We start from the raw sequence: 22802 nt of genomic DNA on the forward strand, positions 1-22802 counted from the left end.
AAATGGGTTTCGTCAGCAGGATTGAATCATATCAATAAGATGGCCTTCCACTTACTGTGTATTACTTTAAGCGTATTTTGCGTCTTTTCTTTCTTTTTTTAATACTAAAGTGAAGCCAGCCGATTTTAACGAAAAACATGAACATCCCCAGAGCTATGAAGCCCATTATTCCAAGGACAACGAAATAGGCATTTCTTTCATCCAGCTCTGGCATATAGGCAAAGTTCATTCCATATAAGCCTGCAATAAACGTCAGCGGCATAAAAATGGTAGTGATCACTGTAAGGGTCATCATAATATTATTCATTTTATCTGAGTTGATGGAAAGGTAATTATCTCGGATATCAGAAGAAAATTCCCTATAAGATTCAAGCATCTCCACCAGCTTTAATAAATGGTCATAAACATCGTTGTAATAGAGATGGTGTCCTTTAAGAAAGCTTAATTTCCCAGTATTTAAGATCCTGTACATCAAGTCCCTCATAGGAACCAGAGACCGCCTCAGCTTGGACATGTCATGCCTGATATCAAACAGGCGCTCCATAATTGCAGAAGTATTAGCATTTTCGAGTACATCCTCAATTTGGTTCAAGCTGTCTTCAATTTTATATACAAGCGGAAAGAAGTCATCCACCAGCCCATCTATTATTTCATGCATAACATTATATGTAGAGTACTTCCCGCTTTTCATTTCGGCAGCCTTTTCCCAAATCCTGTCCACAATACTAACCGGCTGCTTATGGAATGTGACAATGAACTTATCACTCACGAACATATTCACTTCATGAAAGTCCAGTGTCTTATGATCGATGGTATGCATTAGCAGGAAAAAATAATCGTTATAGAAATCCAGTTTCGGTCTTTCACTAAAATCTTCTATACAATCCTCTATGGCCAGAGGATGAAATTGAAAAAAATCATACAGCTGTTGAGTTTCATTGCTGTCTGGCTGGGCAAAGTCCACCCAATACCATTGAATATCTTCTCTGCTTACCTCTTCTAAGGGGATATCTCGTCTTACATCCCTATTTTCCTTCACAACTATAGTTCTAATCATAACGTTCTCCCCAGACTCCGTGATCTATTTTGTAGAATTAAGTTGCCCTTCACTAGTACGATTTATTGCCTATCACAAGAACTGATCCTTTTTTATGCGGGTTTTTTCGTGAACTTTGCTGCTATTCCATACAAATTTCCCTCAAAAATACCACCATAGCTGAGCGGCGATACCCTTATAAGCTACTCTCGCTGAAGAGAGATAAATAATCTTAGTATTAGGGATATCCGAAAGCAGCACCATATGAAAAAGCTGCCTTGCTAAAAGGGCTTTTATTTTTTTACCCCTTTTCAAAACAAGCTAATCTCCTAATGTCGTTTTAATGCCGATAACATGGTAAAATATGAAGCAAGTTAGAAAGAGAAGGTGTTATAAATAATGGATCATTTAATTAATCAACAAGTTCAAAATATCGAAATATCAGGGATCCGAAAATTTTTCAATATGGTTTCAGATATTGAAGATATGGTATCCCTTACCCTTGGCCAGCCCGATTTTCCGACTCCCGGCCATATTAAAGAGGCCGCCAAAAAGGCAATTGATGCTGGTTACACCAACTATACCCATAATGCAGGTTTTCCCCAATTAAGAGAAGCCGCTGCCAATTTTTATAGAAAGAAGTATAATGTCTCTTTTGACCCCGCAAATGAAGTGATCATTACAAATGGAGCATCACAAGGAATTGACTCCACTCTAAGGACCCTTTTGAGTTCCGGAGATGAAGTGATTCTCCCGGGGCCGGTATATCCTGGATATGAACCAATCATTAAATTGTGCGGCGCTGTACCTGTCTTTGCCGATACGGTGTCAAATGGATTTAAAATGGATGCTGAAACTATAAGCCGGTACATAACAGAAAAAACCAAGTGCATCATTCTGCCCTATCCTTCAAACCCGACGGGAGTAAGTTTGACAGCCAGTGAGTTAAAAGAAATTGCCAGCCTTATTAAAGGGAAGGACCTATTTATACTGGCAGATGAAATTTACAGCGAATTGACTTACGATCGGAATCATACTTCCATTTCGGAATTCCTTAAAGACCAAACCATCGTCATAAATGGCTTATCCAAGTCCCATTCTATGACAGGTTGGAGAATAGGCATGGTTTTTGCACCTGAGAAAATTGCTAAACATATACTTAAAGTTCATCAATATAATGTATCATGTGCTTCTTCAATATCACAAAAAGCGGCGTTTGAAGCTTTAACAGAGGGAATTAATGACTCAGATATCATGAGGGATGAATATAAAATTAGAAGAGATTTTGTCTCTGGAAAGCTAAAGGAAATGGGATTTGACGTGATTCTTCCCGATGGAGCCTTTTACTTCTTTGTAAAAATTCCAGATTTCTTTAACGCGGATTCATTTACTTTCGCTCTAACATTGGCTAAAAAATACAAAACAGGCGTGGTTCCCGGCAATAGTTTCTCTTCTTTTGGAGAAGGATTCTTCCGCCTGTCTTATGCATGTTCAATGGAAGAACTGCAAAAAGGCATGAATAGAATTCAAGCATACGTACAAAATGCTGAAGCCTTTATAAAGAAGTAGGAAGTTCTCATCATCTGCAAATTAGAAAAAGGACCAGACAATGGTCCTTTTTCTATTTCTTTATCAGGTTGACCGCCTTTTAATGAGGTGCTTTTAATGACTTTGCCTTTATAGAGCATCATTAGCAGCGGCACTTCCGATTTCCAGTGGAATTCCCGGACAGCACACTTGTCTTGTAAAATTCTCCCGGGAATAAAAACCTTAAGAGCAGCAGATAGTATCTCCCGCAGGTAGGAACATAATTATTCATTCCATATTTTTATCAAAGCCTGAGTCCCATCATCAGCAGCACCAGCTGAACTAAGTTCTTCATACAGTTCTTTTGCCAAGGATAACCCAGGCAGTGCCAATCCCATAGTGTCAGCTTCTTCCAGAGCGATTCCCATGTCTTTAATGAAGTGCTTAACATAGAAACCTGGCTCAAAGTCACATGCAACCATCCTTGGCGCGAGATTGGACAGCGACCAGCTGCCGGCAGCTCCTCCTGAAATGGTCTTAAGGACTGCCTCCAAGTCCAACCCCGCTTTCCTTGCATAGACAAGGGCCTCGCATACTCCAATCATATTGCTGGCGATGGCGATTTGATTGGCCATTTTGGTATGCTGTCCTGAGCCGGCTTCTCCATGATATCTGATGTTAGAACCAAACGCCTTCATATAAGGCAGCGCTTTTTCATAGACACCTTCATCTCCACCCACCATGATGGAAAGAGTTCCATTTCTCGCCCCCGTGTCCCCTCCCGAGACAGGGGCATCAAGTGTATGTATTCCATTTAGTTTAGCAGTCTTAAAAATCTCTTGCGCAAGGGCAGGTTTTGAAGTAGTCATATCCACCGCAATCAATCCTTCACTGCCATTATGGAGTATCCCATTCTCTCCAAAGTAAATTTCTGATACATCGTGAGGGTAGCCCACAATCGAGAATAGAATATCTACCTTCGAGGCCAGTTCCCCTGGAGAATCACTCCACGTCGCACCAGCTTTCAACAGCTCTCCCGCTTTTTCTTTCGTTCTAGTATAGACAGATAAGTTTTCGTATTTCTGCAAAAGGTGAAGAGCCATGCTTTTACCCATTACTCCTGTTCCGATGAAGCCTGCTTTTAATGTATTCATTCTTACCATTCCCCCTTATGTAGTTTACTGCCATTATAATAAATTTTCTGTTTTAAAAATACTTTATTGTCTGGAACGAAAAAAAGAGGACCTGCTATGCAGGCCCTCAAAGAAAAGGGGGTTGTAAAAAGAGAATCTCCAACTTTATGCTTAATTATAGGATTCCCTTATTTTTAATGAATAAACCTATATCACAATAAATTTTTTAAAGAAATTCACTCTTTAAAAAAGCGCTTACATCATTTATAATGATAGATGGCTGTTAAACCAAAAGCGGAAGCGCCTTGATCAGCCCCGACAGGCAAATGTTCCTCAGAGAAAAAAAGGCGGTCTTTCCTTTTATTCTCTGAGGGTTATTTGACCCCGAGGGGCTGGGCGCTGCAGCTAGACGGACCAAAAGCGGAAGCGCCTTGATCAGCCCCGACAGGCAAATGTTGCAAAGCGAAAAAAAGGCGGTCTTTCCTTTTATTCGCTTTGGGTTATTTGACCCCGAGGGGCTAAGTCCGTTCCAGTGGGTACGGCCCCTCAGGCACTGTGCAGCTGGACGAGGATAATATATATAGGTAATAAGCACATAGGGTGATTTACGATTCCCTAAACAATAAAGAAAAGCCAGGTGCGTGAACACCTGGCTAATAGTGGGGAAATGAGAATGAAAAGGCTGAGTAAGTCACCGCTGATGTAGTACTTATATACCCTCATTTCCCCCATTGAATCATATTTTTAAGAGTTAATAACTTTTTTTACTGCTTCCATGACACTGTCGTTCGTGTCAAGCGCTAATACTTCATTAGCAAGGGCTTGCATATCTGATTTATTCAGATTCCTGATTTGAGAACGCGCCTTCAGGATTGAAGTGGCACTCATTGAGAATTCGTCAAGGCCAAGGCCAAGAAGGATAGGTATGGCGATTTCATCTCCTGCCATCTCACCGCACATTCCGGCCCACTTACCTTCTTTATGAGCTGCATCAATAACCATCTTGACTAAACGAAGGATTGCAGGATTGTATGGCTGGTACAGGTAAGAGACCTGTTCATTCATACGATCCGCAGCCATCGTATATTGGATTAAATCATTTGTTCCAATAGAAAAGAAATCGACTTCTTTAGCAAACACATCGGCCATTACGGCTGTTGATGGAATTTCGACCATGATACCCAGCTCAATGGACTGTGATACTTGTTCGCCCGCTTCGACGAGGTTTGATTTTTCTTCTTCCAAGATTGACTTCGCTTCTCTGAATTCATTCAGATTGGAAATCATCGGGAACATGATTTTTAAGTTTCCATAACTGCTGGCTCTTAACAGTGCTCTTAACTGAGTACGGAAAATGCTCTGTTCATCAAGGCAGAGACGGATTGCACGATAACCAAGGAAAGGATTCATTTCTTTTGGAAGGTCAAGATAAGGAAGCTCTTTATCTCCTCCGATATCCAATGTCCTGACAACTACAGGCTTATCGCCCATTCCTTCCAGAACAGCCTTGTATGCTTCGTATTGTTCATCCTCGCTGGGCAATTCAGTTCTGCCCATGTAAAGAAATTCTGTCCGGTAAAGACCGATTCCTTCACCGCCATTATTTCTTACACCTTCCAAGTCTTTAGGTGTACCGATATTGGCAGCAAGCTCAACGTGAGTACCATCTGCAGAAACCGTCTTCTCATTGACGAGTTTGGCCCATTCTTGTTTCTGCTTTTCATATTGCTCATGCTCTTTCTTGTACTGCTCTACCACTTCTGGAGTAGGATTGATATGTACTTCCCCATTCAACCCATCTACAATAACAAGATCTCCATTTTTAATTTCTGAAGTGACATCCTTCGTCCCTACAACCGCCGGAATTTCCATTGACCTCGCCATGATGGCTGAGTGAGAAGTTCTTCCTCCAATGTCGGTTGTAAATCCTTTAACGAACTCCCTGTTCAGCTGGGCAGTATCAGAAGGAGTCAAGTCTTCTGCAATGATGATGACTTCCTCTGAAATCATGCTCGGATTGGAGATTTGAACACCAAGCAGATGCGCCAGTACACGTTTCGTTACGTCACGTATATCAGCTGCACGCTCTCTCATGTACTCATTGTCCATACCTTCAAACATGGAAACGAACATATCAGCAGTGTTTTTCAGAGCAGCCTCCGCATTGACTTTTTCATTCTTGATGTTATCTTCTATAGGTGATATCAACTCAGGATCACTGAGAACAAGTAAGTGAGCATCAAATATCGCTGCTTTGTCCGCACCAAGATCTTCATGTGCTTTCTCTCTGATTGCTTCCAATTCAGACTTTGAAGTCGAGAGGGCTTCCCTGAAGCGGTTTACCTCAGCGTCAACATCCGCTACTTCCTTTTTTTCAATGGAAAGGTCAGGTTCCACGAGGCGGTAAGCTTTTGCGATGGCAATGCCATTTGAAGCTGCTATTCCTTTAAGCATACTTGACATTACTCTGCAAGTCCTTCTTTTTTCAGTGTTTCTTCAAGACTGTTCAATGCCTCTTCTTCATCGCTTCCCTCAGTGATGATTGTGATATCGGCGCCTTTGCCTACACCTAGAGACATAACACCCATAATTGATTTAAGATTGACTTTCTTCTCTTTATACTGCAAGTGAACCTCTGAATCGAATTTGCTTGCTGTTTGAACAAGAAGTGTTGCCGGACGGGCATGAATCCCTGTATCAGCTATTACTGTGAATTGTTTTTGTGCCATAATTAATCTACTCCTTAACATAGGTTTATTTTTTCAGCTTTTTAACCAGGTGGAAATCCCCAATTAAATACCGCGATAGTACGGAATGATATAAGCCTTTTCAATTTAAAAGAATAGCATGCAATTTAAAGTTTAACAATTGTAAAGCATGATATTTTTATTATTTTCATAAATTAGACATCTTATGACCAAAATCAGGCATTTTTCAGGCTGTATTTTAAATCTTTTTTCACCTCCATAAAGCATTCCGCTTTTGGATGTATTGTTTTGCAGCGGCTGTTCCCCTTGTCCATTCTATATTTAGATTTCCCTCAAAAGGCTGAATTAAACGCATGTGAAAGCTCAAAAGAAAAGTTCATTCAATAGAGTTTCTGTTTTCGAGTTCATAATTTATAATCCCAGATCAAAAGGAGTGCCAAACCGCATCGATTTGGCACTCCTTTTTTCTTGATTTAACGTTTTTTTGGCGGTTTTATGTTACCTTGGCAGAAGTTTGTATGCGGGTCAGAACCTCATTTTTTAAGGGCACTGAAAATCTAGAGATTTTAAAATTTTCTTTTTATGAACAAAGATAAAGTCAACTTTCCTTCCTTAAATAGGAAGAAAAAGTTGACTTTTTTCATTGAATGCAATGTATCGAATCATTTGGGCACATTTGCCTGTCAGGAATGCGGCCTTTTTCAACTAGTCCATAAAAAAATGCTAACTCAAACCAGTGACCGATGGGACTTTCCAATATGGCTCAGTATTCTAAATAATAAATAGAGGAAAAAAGTTCCCTTATTTACTAAGAAACATTGAAAAAAGCTAAGATAGGGGAAGAAAATTCCCTTATTTAACTAAATACACTTAAAAAATGTTCTGTTTTATCATATAACGGAAAAAAGTTCCTCTATTTACCCAGTATTTAACTTGGATTAACGAATAAGGGAAAAAAGTTCCCTTAATTATACCGCTGGGTACCCAATTAATGAAATGACAGGCGGCTTTCGTTATAAGACCTGATCCATCAAGCGCCTACTCAGATGAGCCGGTTATCTTCAACGGAAACCAAAGCTCTTTCATAATATCTGAAGCGGAAAAGGCAAGTTTTACAATTAATAGTCTTTGTTGGACTTTTTCAGTGCCCACCATTTTTTTCAGGGTTTTTTTTAAGGTTCGATTTTCTCCCTTGGAATTTATACCTTCTGCTTATTGGCAAGGATTGCATTATAGCTGATTTTCGCTTTAGAAATGGTTCCTTGCAAAGCGGATTCATGAGCGTCTGTAATACCGGTATAAACATTAACTAAATCACAAATACATCTGGAAAGCATCTCTGCAGTATGCTTCAAATCTTTTTCTTTATAATGTACATCGTCTTTCAATAATTCCTCTATTATATCCAGTGCGATGCTCTTCACTTTCAATGCCTGCTCCATTTCAATTTTCATTCTTCCTGCCCCTTCCTATCAATCGATTCTACTAAAGCCTATGTGCCCGCATAGAAAAATAGAACTGATAGAGATAGATTGGTGGCCCAATGCCTGAACGTCAGAAATCATTCAGAATATCAATCGAGAAGCCGGCTGTCTTTTGTAAAAAAGGTCCTGTACCCCAGCAGAATGAATATGATCACAGTGAGTGACACACTTCCCAATATCCCAAGAAGAATGGCTATTTGATATTCTATCGCGAGAAGAGGACTGACACCGGAAAGAATCTGTCCTGTCATCATTCCCGGAAGAAATACAATCCCCATTCCCAGCATGTTATTGATGGTCGGAAGGACTGCAGAATCAAATGCATTATCAACATATGGCTTTGCTGCTTCCCGTGGTTCTGCCCCGAGCATCAGGGCTCCCTCGATCCTGGCTCTGCTGGCAGAAAACCCTTGTATCAATGTTTTAACACCCAATGTGATACCCGTCATCGAGTTGCCTATGATCATTCCTGCAATGGGGATAAAGTAGCGGGGATCATACCATGGAGAGAAATGGATGACGATCAAGTTAAAATATAATAGGCTCGCCAGGCTTCCCGATAACATGGAAACGGTGATGATACTTTTCATCTGCTTTGAAAGCTTCTCCCTGACTTGTTTGAACACATTCCGAATCGCAAAGATTTCCATGATCATAATGATCATTATCGTGAGAAGCGGATGGGGATTGTCAAATATATAAGTGAGGATATACCCTGCAAGTATCAATTGGATAGTCATTCTCATAGTGGCAATGGCAATTTGTTTTTCCCTGGAAATCTTCCTCACTTTAACAATAAGAATAAGAACAAGAACAAATATATACGCTGCGATCAACCTCGTGAGTTCAATATCGATTAAGCCTTCATTCATTGTGCTCACCTGCTTTTTTTCTATATTGTAAGTGAATCTTGTCCTCTCCAAACCTGTCAGCGATGGGCTCGGAATGAGTGACCATGATGACAGTGCCGTTCCTCTCCTTCACCGATTGAATGACCCTTTCCATTACCGCCACTTCTGTCCCTCTATCCAATGCTGATGTCGGCTCATCAAGAAGGTAAACGGAAGGATTCATTAAGAGGACCCTTGCCAATGCCAGGCGCTGCTTTTCACCGCCTGATAGTTTTTCAGAGGAATCACTCAAAGCTTTTTCAAGGAGGACAATCTGCAAAGCTTCTTTTAGCCTTTCAGGTGGAGCCGGAGCTCGCTTTGACAACTTCAAGCCAATTTGTAAATTTTCTTCAATGCTTCCATCAAACAGGACTGGGTCCTGCTGAAGCATAACCGCCTGCCTGCGCAGCTCTACTGAATCAATTGATTCCAAGGGCCTCTCTTTATAAAATATCCGGCCCTCAGTAGGAATGAGCATTTTATTGAGAAATTTAAGAATGGTTGATTTCCCTCCACCGCTTTTACCAGTAATGCAAGTAACTTTTTCTTCTGAAAATTCCATGTTTATGGAATCCAGTATAGAATAAAATGAAACATTTTCTAATCTGAACATTTCCTCTCCTCCTGGACACTTAAATGAAAATTTACCCAAAAAAAAGAGCAGTTATGCTCTTTTTTAATGGATGCTTTCTCATATATTGTTACTTTCGGAAAAATTCCAAAAGCCGGATTTTCCCCCGGATACTAAGAGTTTTATCTCTTATCAGTGAGAATAGCTCTTTTCTTTTCGGTGTTCCCAGATTTTCCCCCTCTTAATATGGTTCCGCTTCGGAGTTAATATCAAATAGCAACAAAGTTTACGAAAAGAGCCTGTTTGAATGATAAAAGGTCAGTTGTACAGTACACCGATGACCGGCTGGCCCCGTCGGAAGACCCCCTCCCCTGGGGTTAACTAATCCTGCTCAAAAAAAGAATAAGGTCTTTTTCTCAAGATATACTGGCGGGGCACTCAGCTTTTTATGCAATTCATTTCTACCTTGGCTTCTTACCGGTTATCTTGGCTTCTACTTGCTTTACAGATTGCTTGAACCAGGCTGTTTTATCCATCGCAATATACTTGTTTCCATATCTGACCTCTTCATAAAGACGATAGAATTCCTTATCCTCCTGAATTCCAAGTCTGCACAGCCACTCTTCAAGAGTTTCACCATTCAATCGTGACACTCCATTCTTTTCAGCCAGTTTTTCCAATGAAAAAATATCCTTCCTTATTTCACTGTCTGCCGCTGAATACCTTGTGTTGGCCGATTGGACAGCTTTCTCTGCTATGGCGGATTCTTTAAAGGACGAAAAGCCTGCGTACCTCTTCGGGCCTTCTTCAGCCACCCAGCCTTTGTCCTTATAACGCCTCCATACATATACCAGAATGACAAGAACCAAGACAGCTATCAGCACTTCATTCCACCACGAAAGAAAGAGCCTGCTGCTGCTATCTTCAAGTTGTTCTGACGTTATGTCGTATGGCATATCCGGTCTCCCTATAGATTGGAGATCTTCTGACATATCCTTGGGCAGCAGTCCCAAAAGCCAGTTGATCAGCTGCCATATTGGAGTTACCAGAAAAGACAATATCCAAAATAAACCACCCATCACGTAATTGATGGACCCGTCAATTGTTTCACTCACTGCAGCAAGCACAGCGGCCAATCCGGCTAGGAGTACAGTAAAAAGAAAGGGAAGCTTAGCCGATTTCACTCTAGTCGCCTTCTTAGAGTGCACTGCACTTTCTGCGACCCTTACTAAATATGTACCTCCACTATAAAGGATCATTCCACTCACAAAGAGAAACAGAATGATTGCTGAAGATTGTTTTTCATAAATATTTTGAAAAGCATAAGAAGAAAGGGTAATAATCAAGAAAGCGAGCATGAACCCGCCGCTCATCTCATATCGCGAGTCTCTTTCCTCCTCCAGATGGGTCGAAATTCTCCAGTGCAGCAGAAACAACAGTAAAAGCGAGGACCACCACGGCAGTCCAAGGAAAAACTGTGCGGTCAGGAATAAAGTAACACTTATCCCTAAGAAGATGACATTAAATTTTCTACTCGATTCGATCCCTGTCCATATTAAAGGCAATGTCATCACGATAGCCAGTGATAGGAAAGGAAGAGCTCCTCCCAAGAAAGAACTTTCAGTAGTAAAAAAAGTGAGAACCGCCAGCAGCAGCAAAATATCTGCCAGTAATTTCACTGAAACCCGGGTAACGTACGCTGATTTTTCCTTTACGCGAATTTCCTGCTGTGCTGCTTCCATTTTCTCAAAACTCCCTGTTTATTAGTGTTTTCCAATAGGTAGACTGAAACATCCTTATAGCTAATTATCGATAATAACTTTTCACTTTCTTTATCCTGTATTCCGGCAGAAATGAGCACCGGGGGAATTTGATGATGCAGAATCAAATATTGATACATGATGCTGAATGGAAAAGTTACATCCTCAACTGAAAGGACTGAAAGCATCTCCAGTGCTCTCTGCCGCTGCTTCTTGCCTTCTCCGATCGGAAGGTAATAAAAAGGTGTCCTGTTCAAAGAACGAACGTTGATGGCGAGAGAATAAGGGATATCGTTTTTGGCTGCCGTCTCAATGATAAACGCTGTCCGTTCAATCAGTTCTTCCAATTCTCCAGTGATTGAATATTGTGAAGATATATTAAGGGTAATCAGCCAATTCCTGCTTGTGGCAGGTGAGTTAACTTTTGTCTGCAGGGACTGTAATCTTGCAGTGGCTTTCCAATTGATATCTGCAAAGCTGTCACCTGGTGAGTAATCTCTTGTTCCAACAGGCTGAAATGGATCCCGGAAAAGAGAGTCATGCACAGCAAATACACCTTGAGTCCTCGTATGGGCGGAAGTAAAACCATCCACCGCTTTTTTCTGAGGAAACACAAGCAGTTCCGCTTTAACAGGCTTAGTATATTGCATGTGAACCTCTCCGCTTCCAAACAGATTAGGTATATCTACGAACATTTTATCAATTTTCGCCAACCCTCTCCGTTGCGCTTCCACAGGAAATTCAATGCATACTGATTCATTTTTATGGATGGAAAATGGAACTTTCATCTCTATGATTCCGCCTGGAAAAACATCATAGTCGACTCCTGCCGGATGGACCACGTCATTAAACCGAAGAATCAATGACCCATTCAAAATCGGCAAGCCGCCATTCCTGAAAGTGAAAGTCCATATTGCCTGGTCTCCTTTATTAAGCCTCTCCCTTGACCTTTCATTTTGAAAAGTCAGCTTCTCTCCTGCCTTATTTACATATAATTGTGCACTGTAAAATAAGAGGAACGAGACCAGGAAGATCAGCAGCACCAGGAAATTTTGAAAAAAAAGTCCAAGTACTGCCAGTATCAGGCTTAAAAATGTACAGACCGTTATTGATTGTAATTCAGTCGTCTCCTTTTTCCACTCCACGGTCACACCCTCGATTCGACAGGAACCACTATTTCTTCTATAAGCTCTTCCATGATCCTTTCAGCTGTTTTTGTCAGTGAAGCTTCCGGAGTCAAAGAGATTCTATGGCTCAGCACAAATTTGGCAACCTTCTTTATATCTGCAGGTGTGACATAATCTCTTTCATTGATATAAGCCATTCCTTGTGAGGCCCGCATCAAGGCAAGGCTGGCACGGGGACTCACGCCCAATTCAATCATCTCATGATCCCTGGTATTCCTGGCAATCTGCAATATGTAAGTTTCTATATCTTCTGAGACATGGATTTCTTGAACGTCTTTTGCACATTTTTTAAGTTCTTCAGGTGTAATGACCGGATGAAGATCATTAAAAGGCTGTTTACCCTTAAATCTTCTTAGCATTTCCCTCTCACTCTCAAACTCTGGATAGGCAATAGGCAGTTTCATTAAAAATCTATCGAGCTGGGCTGCCGGGAGCGGAAAGGTGCCTTGCTGTGATTCAACTGGATTTTGTGTTGCAAGAACTATAAATGGCTCTTCCAGCTTCAGCGTTTTACCTTCAATGGTCACCTGCTTTTCTTCCATGACTTCCAGGAGGCTTGATTGAGTCCTCGGAGTTGCCCTGTTGATTTCATCGGCAAGAAGCACATTGGTCACTACCGGGCCCGGACGAAGTTCAAACTCGTTTTCTTTCGGGTTAAAATAGTGGATACCTGTCACATCACTCGGCAGCACGTCAGGTGTAAACTGGATTCTGCAGAAACTCGACTGAATACAGGCTGCAAATGTTTTCGCCAGCATGGTTTTCCCTGTTCCCGGAACACTTTCAAATAATACATGTCCACCCTGCAGGAGAGCGATACTTAACAATTCAATTTCATGATCCATACCAATCATTACTTTTCCTATTTCTTCTTTCAACTTGTTAACAAACACATTACTCCCCCATTTCTATCTTTCTTTCATTATATCAAAAGAGCATTAATGATTACATAATATTCTAAATCCTCGAAACGATTCTATACAGGAAAAAGATGTTTCGTTAAAATGGACTTAAGTAATGACTTTTCTTAAACATTTCATCAGAATAAAAAGCTGGATTCACTATAAAAAGCAAAAATTCAAAGAAAACACACTAACTAATAGATAAAGCAGGTGATAAAATTGAAACCTTTCATACGCGGGGAATCGTTCCGCTACACTTTTAAGAACCCTCTTCCAGGCAGATTTAAGTTACATATGGATCAAGGAAGGGAACGTGCTTCCACAAAAGAGGGAGCTTTACTTATTAAGGACATCAGTCCAAAAGGCATGCGGTTCAAGACAGAATACACTTTGCCCGTTGACCGGATTGATTTTGAATTGGAAATACATTTTGAATTAATGGACCAGCCGATCACTATGGCAGGCCGCCCAATTTGGAGAAAGGGTGCTGGGAAGGAGATACTTTATGGGTTTACTTCAGTGGAAGATGCTGAAACAGAGAAGTTGATTATCGAGACTCTGAAATCGTACTCAAAAGAAGATAAAAAGAAGCAGTAAGGTCAGCTGCTTCTTTTTAGGCTATTTCGTAAACTTTGCTGCTATTTCGCACTAATTCCGAAGTAATAAACTTAATTCACCTGTTTAACCTCGTAAACAGGTGAAGAAAAGAGCCTCTCACCATTAGAGAGTAATACCTCGTATCCAGAGAAAAATCCGGCTCTTGGGATTTTTTCGAAAGCAGCAATGTATGCGAAAACAGCCTTTTATCATTATAATTTACAAAATATTAAAATAATTAAGCACTTCCATAAACATTCCTTCTATATGATGTAATAAACCATCATAGGAGGAACTCAATATGTTCTGGAATATTGTTATATGCATTATTTTTGTCGCGGTTATTGGAACCTTTAATATCATCCTGCTCAAAAAACAGTAGCAGATTAATGTTCATAAATCATTTTTCTTGTCATTCCGCCGTCAATCACCAAATTTTCGCCATTGATAAAGTTATTTTCTTCATGACATAAAAACAGGCAGGCTCTTGCCACATCATCAGGGGTGCCGACCCTGTTAGAAGGGTGCTGGAAATGATCTTTTTCCCTCAAGCTTCCATAATCACCCGTTTCTATCCAGCCAGGACTGATACTGTTCACTTTGATATTGTACTCACTGAGAGTAATGGCCAAAGCATGACTCAATGAAACAATTCCGCCTTTGCTGGCAGAATAGGCCTCTGTATGGGGCTCAGACATCGCTGCTCTGGTCGATGCCATATTGATGATGCTTCCGCCTAGATCTTTCATAAGCAGCGCCGCTTCTTTAGACATAAAGAACATACTGCTCAAGTTAGTGGAAATCACTTCTTCCCAATCTTTTTCTTCCATGTCCCAAAAATTCTTGAACTTTGAAATTCCTGCATTGTTGATCAAGACATCCACCTTTGGGTAACTGCTTTTTATTTCTGTGAAAAGTGTTTTCACTTCCTTATAATTGCCAACATCACATTTCTTAAAAATGATAGACATTCCTTCATCTTTAAGTTCCCGGCATACTCTTATCCCTTCTTCTTCCTCTTTATCTACCAGTATCACGGTATAGTCTTCCCTGCAAAACCTATTGACAATGGCTTTTCCAATTCCGTTCGCCCCTCCGGTCACAATAGCAATCTTATTCTCCTCCATTTATATTCCTCCTTTTAAAGTAATCTTTCCAAATAATTTACCCGCTAAACTTTGTCTTTATTTCAGCTTTGGATAACCGGATTGCGAAGTTAATAAAAAAGCCTGCCAGAATGGGCAGACTTAACTTCGCGGTTTTTCCATATATGTATAAATGATGTCTCCACCCTGCTGTGCTATCCCGCGAAAGAACTTAAAATCATCTTGTGTAATTAATACATTCCTGAATTGAAGGAAATCCGACTTACTGACCCTATATTCATCAATCCCTTTGTTTCTTAATTCATCCAGAATCGCTGCAATTTCTTGTTCTTCCATACTAATCCCCTTTCATCCGGCAAACCGCTTTTTCCAGATTGCCAACTATTAGTCTGATATAGTTTTACACACATAATATAGTAGCACGGAAAATTCACTTGGTGAAGTTCCTATTTATTTCCTATTGATGATGAATTCAAGCTCTGCGGTTTTGTAAGAGGAAGCTGGAAAGTTATTATGGCGCTATACCCGTTAACATACCATTATTATAATATTTAGATAAAGTTCTTTACCTTTTCGTTATTTTAAGGCAAACTGTAATTAATTGTTTCTGAAACTTTTGACAAAGGAGAGAGATTTGTGAAAAAAGCAGAAGTAGGTAACCTAATAGAATTTAAAAATGGACTAAAAGGGGTCGTTGAGAAAGTGAATGAAAACTCCGTCATCGTCGATTTGACACTCATGGAAAACTTCCGTGATTTGGAACTCGAAGAAAAAACAGTTGTTAACCATAAAAATTATAAAATCCTTGAAGCATAGAGTAATGAAAAGGCCTGGTATCCCCGCGATAAATACCAGGCTGTTTCCCAGCTATAGTTCTCTTCCAGTGAAGGATATTATTATAGGGTATTGTTTGGGTATTGTTCAGGACCATTGATAAAATATTCACACATCTATTTTTTATTCTTCGAAATGCTCTCACCTTCTAATTCCTTGAAAGACTCAACTTTTCCATGAGGATGCTGATCCTGTTTCCTTACATTCCATTGCCTTTCCTTTTCATGCTTAGATTTTGTCATGTGTTCTTCCTTCTTTTTATTCTCCTATAGAGTGGCTTTTTCTCTGAGATTTCATACAAAACATTAAGATTTGTTCCCTGACGGCTTCATCCACAGCAGGATGATGAACAGCAGACTTAAATAGCCAAACAGCGGGTATAAGTAAGACAGCAGCTGGCTGTACTCAAAGAAACTAAGGAGATAAATGATAATGAAAATAACAAAAGTGATGAAAATTCTTCTTCCATTCCAATAATTGGCCATCTGTTTCTCTAAACCAAATACCCCTCCTATAATGGATGTAAATATCTCCCCAAAAATAATGAAGATGTAAATCCCATATAAACTGCCAGCCATGCTTTTCATAACGATGGCCATTGGAATTTCATACGAGGTAACATCCGGTATCATGATAAGAGTAAAATGGCTTGATATTAAGATAATGGTAAGAAGGACCCCGCCGAGGATGCCGCCATACTTAACGGTTTTGATATCCTTAATTTCTGCTGCGACAGGTACCAGAACCGCCTGAGCCATAGCCAGATTGAACGCTGCATAGGAAAAAGGGCTTATGACTGCTTTCCAGCCATCATCGGCATGAGGGATTTTTAGTAAAGCTTCGAGGAAACCAGGCTGAAAAATGTTTGCAAGCATGATCGAAATATTAAATATGATCATAATCGGTACTACAAGGGTATTGACCGCGAATAAACCTTTCATACCAATCATCATTACGATGAACCCTAGGAAAATAGACAGCAGTACACCTGTTTGTTTACTCATGCCAAGCTGTTCTTCAAAAACCGCTCCTGCCCCGGATAACATGACTGCCGTGACTCCAAGAAGCATTAGCATCATCAGGATGTTCATGAACTTGGAAAACCATTTTCCGAACAGATATTCATTGAATTCTTCATAAGATTTAGCTTTAATTTGATGTGCCTTCACCATAATCTTTGCTCCCAGGAAGATAAACAAATAACCGCTAATTAAGATTCCGACCAAACCAATGAATCCGAATCGTGTAAAGAACTCGACGATTTCCCTGCCTGTAGCAAAACCCGCTCCAATAATTGTTCCTACATATACGGCAGCCAATTGAAAAATGCCGCTCCCTCTCTTCATTTATCCCACCCCACAATTACTTGCTGTACTTTTGAAAGATTTCACGGACGCTCCTTATCCAACCCTAAGGCCGCTATTTAACCATATGTACAAGCAGGTTGATTAAGAAGTACAAAATCCACACTTAAAGGAGATAATTACCAAAGCATAACTCTTGAAAGTCAAAATTAGTCAAAGTATAATTTGATCAAGGTCAGAAATGATCAAACATTTACAACTCATTACTATTTATATAGATAGAGTAAAAGTCAGTAATATTTAATACTCATTTTCTTACAGGAGGAATAATTTATGATTTGTCAAAATTGTAACGAAAACACTGCAAAAGTGAATCTGCACTTTAATGTAAATGGACATAAAAAGTCTTTATTTCTCTGTCACGAATGCTACTCTCAAGAGAAAGAATTGATTAACTCGGGCCACAGCCCTTTCCATAACTTTTTTGGTGAAAATCAAAAGGGATCTCTCAAACCTGCCGTTCCTAAAAAGGGCCAAGAGGAATCTTTCCTTGACAAATACGGAAGAAATTTAACTCACCTAGCCAAAGCCGATTTAATCGACCCGGTAATCGGGAGAGATGAAGAATTGGATAGATTGATAGAGGTCTTGAACCGCCGAAATAAAAACAATCCTGTTTTAATAGGTGAACCCGGTGTCGGAAAAACAGCAATAGCTGAAGGACTGGCCATCATGATTGCCAAAGGCCAGGTTCCGTCAAAATTGATGAATAAAGAAGTCTTTCTTCTTGATGTTGCATCTCTAGTATCTAACACAGGCATCCGAGGACAATTTGAAGAGCGGATTAAAGGGCTGATTGAAGAACTTCAGAACCGAAAAAACATTCTTCTATTCATAGATGAAATTCATCTGATCGTTGGCGCAGGGTCCGCTGAAGGAAGCATGGATGCAGGAAATATCCTCAAGCCTGCTCTGGCGCGTGGAGAACTGCAATTAATTGGTGCTACAACACTTAATGAATATAGACAAATCGAAAAGGATGCAGCTTTAGAACGGCGGTTCCAGCCCATTCAAGTAAAAGAACCTTCTGAAGAAGCCGCTATCCAGATTCTTAAAGGGCTTCAAAAAAAATATGAAGACTTCCATGAAGTAAAATACAGCGATGAAGCCATTGAGAGCTGCGTCATCCTCTCAAAACGTTACATCCAGGACCGCTTCCTGCCTGATAAAGCCATAGACCTGCTGGATGAAGCCGGCTCTCACGAAAACCTCCGTCAAGGCAAAAAGGATAAAGATGAGGTTCGCAGCAGGCTTTCTCAAATAGCAGCCGATAAAGAAAATGCTCTTTCAAAAGAGAACTATGAGCTTGCAGCCAAGCTAAGAGATGAAGAAATGGAGTTGGAGAAAGCTTTAGAGGCACAGGACAACCAAGATTATTCTGTAGTCAACGCTGAGTTGATTCAGAAATTGATCGAAAAGAAAACAGGGATTCCCGTAGGCAAGCTTCAAGAAGATGAACAGCAGAAGATGAAAGAATTACAAATGCTCCTCAACAACCAGGTCATAGGCCAAGAGGAAGCTGTAAAAACAGTTGCGAAAGCCATCAGGAGAAGCAGAGCCGGCCTTAAAAACAAAAACCGACCAATTGGTTCTTTCTTGTTCATCGGCCCTACAGGGGTTGGTAAAACGGAATTATCCAAAACGCTCGCCAAGGAATTGTTTGGAACTTCCGACAGTATGATCAGACTTGATATGAGTGAATATATGGAGAAACATAGTATATCTAAACTGATTGGTTCACCCCCCGGCTATGTAGGGCATGAAGAAGCCGGACAGCTTTCAGAAAAGGTGCGCAGAAATCCATACAGCATTATTCTCCTCGATGAAATTGAAAAAGCACACCCTGATGTCCAGCACATGTTCCTGCAGATCCTTGAAGATGGACGCTTAACAGACAGCCAAGGCAGAACTGTCAGTTTCAAAGATACTGTCATCATCATGACAAGCAATGCCGGTGTCGGATTCAAAGAGAAGCATGTAGGATTCACGAGCCACACCATGAAGGAAACTTCGATTCTAGATAATCTTAAAGATTATTTCAAACCAGAGTTCCTGAATCGCTTTGACAATATCGTGGAGTTCAATTCCTTGGATACCTCGGCTTTAAAGAAAATTGTCGATATCCTTCTGAATGAGCTTTACTCGGTTCTTGCTGAACAAAGCATTACTCTGACGGTAACTGACGAAGTCAAAGAAAAGCTGGTGGAAGATGGTTATCACCCGGACTTCGGGGCCCGTCCATTACGAAGGATCATCCAGGAAAAGCTCGAAGATACAATTGCAGACTTTATATTGGATCATCCAGATAAAAAACAAATGACCGCAGTCCTGGAACAAGATGAAATCATCGTAAGGTAATCTCAAAAGCGAAAGCGCCCTGGTCAGTCCCGACAGGCAAAGCCGACGAGGCTCAACGCCCGCCCCGCGGAGTCGTGCGCCTGGAGTGGAAATCCATTACTTTTAAAATGGCAACAACCTATGCGAAAACAGCCTTAACAAAAGAGGAACCTCCCAATTCAATGGGAGGTTCCTCTTTTATATTTACCGTTGATCATACAGACTCTTTTAATAAGACAAATCTTTAATAGATAGTCCTACTCGTTTCAACAGCTCGATCGCCGTATCTTTTTCCTCATTGTCGAGAACGGACATGAGCTTATGAATCTGCTGTTCATGGCGCGGGAATAATTCAGCTATGAAATCTTTCCCCTCTTCTGTAATCTGGGCATAGGTTACCCGGCGGTCATTGGGGCAAGCCACACGCCTGATTAACCCTTTCTTCTCAAGCTTATCCACTACATACGTGATGCTCCCGCTTGCCAGGAGGATTTTCCCTCCAATTTGCTGAAGAGGCTGGTCCCCTTTATGGTAAAGCAATTCCAGCACGGCGAATTCTGTCATGTTCAATCCATTGTTTTGAATAAAAACTTGTACATCTTCGTTGATTGCCTTATAAGCGCGGGACAATACAATGAAGAGCTTCAATGATTGTTCAATATCTTTTCTGTCTTCCATAGCTATCATTTCCTTTTATTATAGTTGTACCTATTTTACTACTTTCCAGTTATGGTTTACAGCCGCTTTAACTGTTTTATGTTTTAGAAAATAGTTTGCAAGCATTTCTGCCATATCGATCTGGCTGGACTTGGTGATTGGACGGTTTTTAAACATAGGATACTCTCCTCCGCCGCCAGCGCGGTAATTATTCATAACCACTTCATATTTCTCATTCATCTCAACGGGCTTGCCATTATACTGCAGGCCTTCTATCCGTTTTCCAATTTCATTGCTGATATTGATTGTATATTCAATACCTTCCCACATATCATAGTTATAATGCTGTGGCTTTGGCACTGAAAATGCAGGATTCACAATGACTTCTCCATTAGCGCCAACCAGAAAATATGAAGCGGAACGCTCCAAAGCATCCTTCATATCTTTCCCGCTGATTTCAATAGCCGTCAAGGTATTGGGGTATACATAGTTTGATACAATATCCCTCATGGTGACAGTACTCGGAAGCCCTCTTGCCGAGTTATTAAACAACGCTGTATTGGAAATCTGCACACCTAGAGCATCCATTTGGACGTTATTGATGAATTCGACAAGCGGATGTTCAACCATTCTTGCCTGAAGAGGATCTTTGATCGTCATATCTCCTTCTATGAAGCCAATGGGCTGATCGAGCCATTCCTGGGTGCTGATTTCATACTTATTCACAAGCTGAAGTACTTCTTCGTCCTCTTCTTCAGAACCTGCTGGAAGAAGCTCTGATTTTTTTTCAACAATATGCCATCTGCCTTCACTCTTTTCAAATATTATATCTGCTTTACCCACATATTCACCATTAAACCCCGGCTGCAGGATTAAAACATTATTAATCGTTCCTGCTAACTGGCGGTGCTGGTGCCCGGTTAATAGGACATCAATGCCATCTATCTCTGTACACATCCTGTAACCTTGATTCTCACTCGTGTGTGACTCAGTCGGCTTTCCTGAATGAGGATCGTTTTCAAAACCTCCATGATAGGAAACAATGAGCACTTCAGGGTTTTCCTTCTCCCTTATATGAGTCACCCAATGCTTTGCTGTCTCAAATGCGTCAGCAAAATCGAGATTTGGAATATGCTCTGGATTTTCCCAATTGGGTATATAGTGGGTGGTTACGCCGAGTACTGCTGCTTTAAGTCCGCTGCCGAATTCCTTTAGAATATAGGGCGTCCCAAAGTACGGCCTTCCGGTTGACTTATCGAGGATGTTTGCAGAAAGCCACGGAAAGGAAGATTGTTCTGCAGCTCCTTGCATGATTGGAAGTCCGTAATTGAATTCATGATTCCCGATTACTGCTGCATCATATTGAAGATGGTTAAGTACTTCTATCATAGGGTTCGGTTCAGAACCCCTATATTTAACATAATGATAGGTAAGCGGAGTCCCTTGGATGATATCACCATTATCTATAGTTAAAACGTGATCATTTTTACTTCCATATTTTTTAATAATTGCTGCTGCCTTGCCCAAGCCCAGAGGCTGAATTTCATTCGTACCATAATTAACAGGAAAAATATTCCCATGAATATCACTTGTTTCTAATATCGTTAAGGTTATTTGTGACATCATTTACCTCCAGCATTCTCTCATAATTCTATTGTATCAAATTTCTCCCCCATTGTACTATATACCTAATTGTACCTAAAAGGCTGTTTTTACATATATTACTGTTTTTGGATAGCACGGCTTATTAAGAGTTTACTCTCTAGCGAAAAGAGACATCTAAGAACTGCAAGCTGAAAATACAGTCCTTTATTATTAGGCTCTGTTAGTTAATATTATTGTCAAAAGATATTTTGGGTTCAATTATTGATTGATCAACTTGCTGCTCTTTTTAATTTTTGCGTCAAAATTGTTAACAAAAATTGGTAGGTCCAGTGTGCAATGGATTCTCATTTCCTCTGCATAGGTTTACTGAAGCGGAAGGTGTACGATCTCCTTCGGGACTAGCGGTCGTCAAGTTCTAGCACCAAGCCCGGCAGAGTCGCACACCTGGAGCGGAAGTCAACTTACCCTTTAAAAACAACATTTTTTTGACAGAGGCTATTAAAAATACCAGGTTCAATAACACCAATATAAAAAAGGCCGCCCAAGGTATACCCTTTTGGACAGCCTTTGTCATTAAACGATTCGTCTCCTGATAGCTGACGAAATAAAGTCGATGATGGTAACTACAATGAAGATGACAAGTAGAATCAGACCCATTTGTTCCCAGTTGTTCATCTGGGCACACTGTAGTCAGGATCATTGGGGAAAAATGGTATAAATAGGTTGAAGCAATGCGAGAAAGTATCCATTTTTCAATGGGCTAGCGGTAGCAGCTTGAAAGGAGGAACAAGAATAAATTATTCTTGAACGCAAAAAGTCCCTCGCCTTTGCGGGAACTTTAAACTTGATGCTGTTGGACGCTTTTACTAAAATTTAATTCCTGATACATAGTGATCAGCTTGTCCAGCTCCTGGCTGATCCTAACTGTTCTATAATCGTTCAATCCATAACGGGCTCCTATTTTAAGCATTGTTTTTTGTTTCTTTGCGATTTTATACAAGATTACTTTTTCGCAGGCTTTCTCATGTGGGAAAATCATTGAGTTCTCACCTTTCTTCTCTATGTATTTCACTAATTGAATTCTCATTCATAAATAATAATACT

Annotated in this window: 21 protein-coding genes; 4 read left to right on the forward strand and 17 right to left on the reverse strand. The window is 40.4% G+C overall.

The genetic code is table 11. The features are described from left to right. Positions 1 to 61 precede the first annotated feature (61 nt). On the reverse strand, positions 62 to 1057 hold the full coding sequence (gene corA / locus FZC78_RS14225; protein ID WP_148940515.1) for a magnesium/cobalt transporter CorA: 996 nt from the start codon (positions 1055 to 1057) through the stop codon (positions 62 to 64). A 378-nt stretch (positions 1058 to 1435) separates the two neighbouring features. Here corA and FZC78_RS14230 point away from each other — a divergent pair, with 378 nt between their 5' ends. Beyond that, a complete protein-coding gene (locus tag FZC78_RS14230; RefSeq protein ID WP_148940516.1) occupies positions 1436 to 2605 on the forward strand; it encodes an aminotransferase A in 1170 nt (389 codons plus the stop codon). A 242-nt stretch (positions 2606 to 2847) separates the two neighbouring features. Here FZC78_RS14230 and FZC78_RS14235 read toward each other — a convergent pair whose 3' ends face one another. The 9 genes from FZC78_RS14235 to FZC78_RS14280 all read right to left on the reverse strand — a co-directional run bounded on the left by FZC78_RS14235 (position 2848) and on the right by FZC78_RS14280 (position 13189). Next, a complete protein-coding gene (locus tag FZC78_RS14235) occupies positions 2848 to 3717 on the reverse strand; it encodes an NAD(P)-dependent oxidoreductase (RefSeq protein WP_148940518.1) in 870 nt (289 codons plus the stop codon). Between the two features lie 723 nt (positions 3718 to 4440). Next, positions 4441 to 6159 (reverse strand): phosphoenolpyruvate--protein phosphotransferase, encoded by a 1719-nt coding sequence (gene ptsP, locus FZC78_RS14245; RefSeq protein WP_148940520.1) that lies wholly within the window; start codon positions 6157 to 6159, stop codon positions 4441 to 4443. Further along, on the reverse strand, positions 6159 to 6425 hold the full coding sequence (locus FZC78_RS14250; RefSeq protein ID WP_148940522.1) for a phosphocarrier protein HPr: 267 nt from the start codon (positions 6423 to 6425) through the stop codon (positions 6159 to 6161). The genes ptsP and FZC78_RS14250 overlap by 1 nt, the downstream gene beginning before the upstream one ends. Positions 6426 to 7603: 1178 nt before the next feature. Then, positions 7604 to 7858 (reverse strand): hypothetical protein, encoded by a 255-nt coding sequence (locus FZC78_RS14255; protein WP_148940523.1) that lies wholly within the window; start codon positions 7856 to 7858, stop codon positions 7604 to 7606. A 119-nt stretch (positions 7859 to 7977) separates the two neighbouring features. Continuing rightward, positions 7978 to 8760 (reverse strand): ABC transporter permease, encoded by a 783-nt coding sequence (locus tag FZC78_RS14260; protein WP_148940525.1) that lies wholly within the window; start codon positions 8758 to 8760, stop codon positions 7978 to 7980. Next, positions 8753 to 9391, reverse strand: a complete 639-nt coding sequence (locus tag FZC78_RS14265) for an ABC transporter ATP-binding protein (protein ID WP_148940527.1) — start codon at positions 9389 to 9391, stop codon at positions 8753 to 8755. The genes FZC78_RS14260 and FZC78_RS14265 overlap by 8 nt, the downstream gene beginning before the upstream one ends. Before the next feature lie 419 nt (positions 9392 to 9810). Further along, positions 9811 to 11091, reverse strand: coding sequence for a hypothetical protein (locus FZC78_RS14270; protein WP_148940529.1), 1281 nt, complete (start codon positions 11089 to 11091; stop codon positions 9811 to 9813). Then, positions 11061 to 12254, reverse strand: coding sequence for a DUF58 domain-containing protein (locus FZC78_RS14275; RefSeq protein ID WP_148940531.1), 1194 nt, complete (start codon positions 12252 to 12254; stop codon positions 11061 to 11063). The genes FZC78_RS14270 and FZC78_RS14275 overlap by 31 nt, the downstream gene beginning before the upstream one ends. Before the next feature lie 2 nt (positions 12255 to 12256). Next, complete coding sequence (locus FZC78_RS14280; protein WP_252183627.1) at positions 12257 to 13189, reverse strand: AAA family ATPase; 933 nt, start codon at positions 13187 to 13189, stop codon at positions 12257 to 12259. A 228-nt stretch (positions 13190 to 13417) separates the two neighbouring features. On the opposite strand from FZC78_RS14280, the gene FZC78_RS14285 reads away from it, so the two are divergent. Beyond that, positions 13418 to 13795, forward strand: coding sequence for a PilZ domain-containing protein (locus FZC78_RS14285; protein ID WP_187444940.1), 378 nt, complete (start codon positions 13418 to 13420; stop codon positions 13793 to 13795). A 386-nt stretch (positions 13796 to 14181) separates the two neighbouring features. Here FZC78_RS14285 and FZC78_RS14290 read toward each other — a convergent pair whose 3' ends face one another. Both FZC78_RS14290 and FZC78_RS14295 read right to left on the reverse strand, forming a co-directional pair. Further along, positions 14182 to 14922 carry an SDR family NAD(P)-dependent oxidoreductase gene (locus FZC78_RS14290; protein WP_148940535.1) on the reverse strand — a complete coding sequence of 247 codons (741 nt, stop codon included), beginning with the start codon at positions 14920 to 14922 and terminating at the stop codon, positions 14182 to 14184. 120 nt (positions 14923 to 15042) lie between these two features. Then, a complete protein-coding gene (locus tag FZC78_RS14295) occupies positions 15043 to 15237 on the reverse strand; it encodes a hypothetical protein (RefSeq protein WP_148940537.1) in 195 nt (64 codons plus the stop codon). 300 nt (positions 15238 to 15537) lie between these two features. Between FZC78_RS14295 and FZC78_RS14300 the strand changes: the two genes are divergently transcribed. Further along, on the forward strand, positions 15538 to 15717 hold the full coding sequence (locus FZC78_RS14300; protein ID WP_148940539.1) for a YkvS family protein: 180 nt from the start codon (positions 15538 to 15540) through the stop codon (positions 15715 to 15717). Between the two features lie 134 nt (positions 15718 to 15851). Here the strand turns inward: FZC78_RS14300 and FZC78_RS24305 are convergent, their stop codons facing one another. Further along, on the reverse strand, positions 15852 to 15977 hold the full coding sequence (locus FZC78_RS24305) for a DUF6254 family protein (protein WP_252183628.1): 126 nt from the start codon (positions 15975 to 15977) through the stop codon (positions 15852 to 15854). 63 nt (positions 15978 to 16040) lie between these two features. Further along, positions 16041 to 17081: a YkvI family membrane protein gene (locus FZC78_RS14305; RefSeq protein ID WP_148940541.1), complete on the reverse strand. Its 1041-nt coding sequence runs from the start codon at positions 17079 to 17081 to the stop codon at positions 16041 to 16043. Positions 17082 to 17372: 291 nt separating this feature from the next. Between FZC78_RS14305 and FZC78_RS14310 the strand changes: the two genes are divergently transcribed. Then, positions 17373 to 19457, forward strand: coding sequence for an ATP-dependent Clp protease ATP-binding subunit (locus FZC78_RS14310; protein ID WP_148940543.1), 2085 nt, complete (start codon positions 17373 to 17375; stop codon positions 19455 to 19457). Between the two features lie 207 nt (positions 19458 to 19664). On the opposite strand, the gene FZC78_RS14315 is transcribed toward FZC78_RS14310, so the two are convergent. The 3 genes from FZC78_RS14315 to FZC78_RS14330 all read right to left on the reverse strand — a co-directional run bounded on the left by FZC78_RS14315 (position 19665) and on the right by FZC78_RS14330 (position 22737). Next, positions 19665 to 20123 carry a MarR family winged helix-turn-helix transcriptional regulator gene (locus tag FZC78_RS14315; protein ID WP_286365500.1) on the reverse strand — a complete coding sequence of 153 codons (459 nt, stop codon included), beginning with the start codon at positions 20121 to 20123 and terminating at the stop codon, positions 19665 to 19667. 21 nt (positions 20124 to 20144) lie between these two features. Then, complete coding sequence (locus tag FZC78_RS14320) at positions 20145 to 21719, reverse strand: bifunctional metallophosphatase/5'-nucleotidase (RefSeq protein ID WP_148940547.1); 1575 nt, start codon at positions 21717 to 21719, stop codon at positions 20145 to 20147. Between the two features lie 817 nt (positions 21720 to 22536). Continuing rightward, a complete protein-coding gene (locus FZC78_RS14330; RefSeq protein WP_187444941.1) occupies positions 22537 to 22737 on the reverse strand; it encodes an aspartyl-phosphate phosphatase Spo0E family protein in 201 nt (66 codons plus the stop codon). Positions 22738 to 22802: the final 65 nt, after the last annotated feature.

The sequence above is a fragment of the Rossellomorea vietnamensis genome, from assembly GCF_008180415.1.
GTDB classification, from domain to species: Bacteria; Bacillota; Bacilli; order Bacillales; family Bacillaceae_B; genus Rossellomorea; species Rossellomorea vietnamensis_C.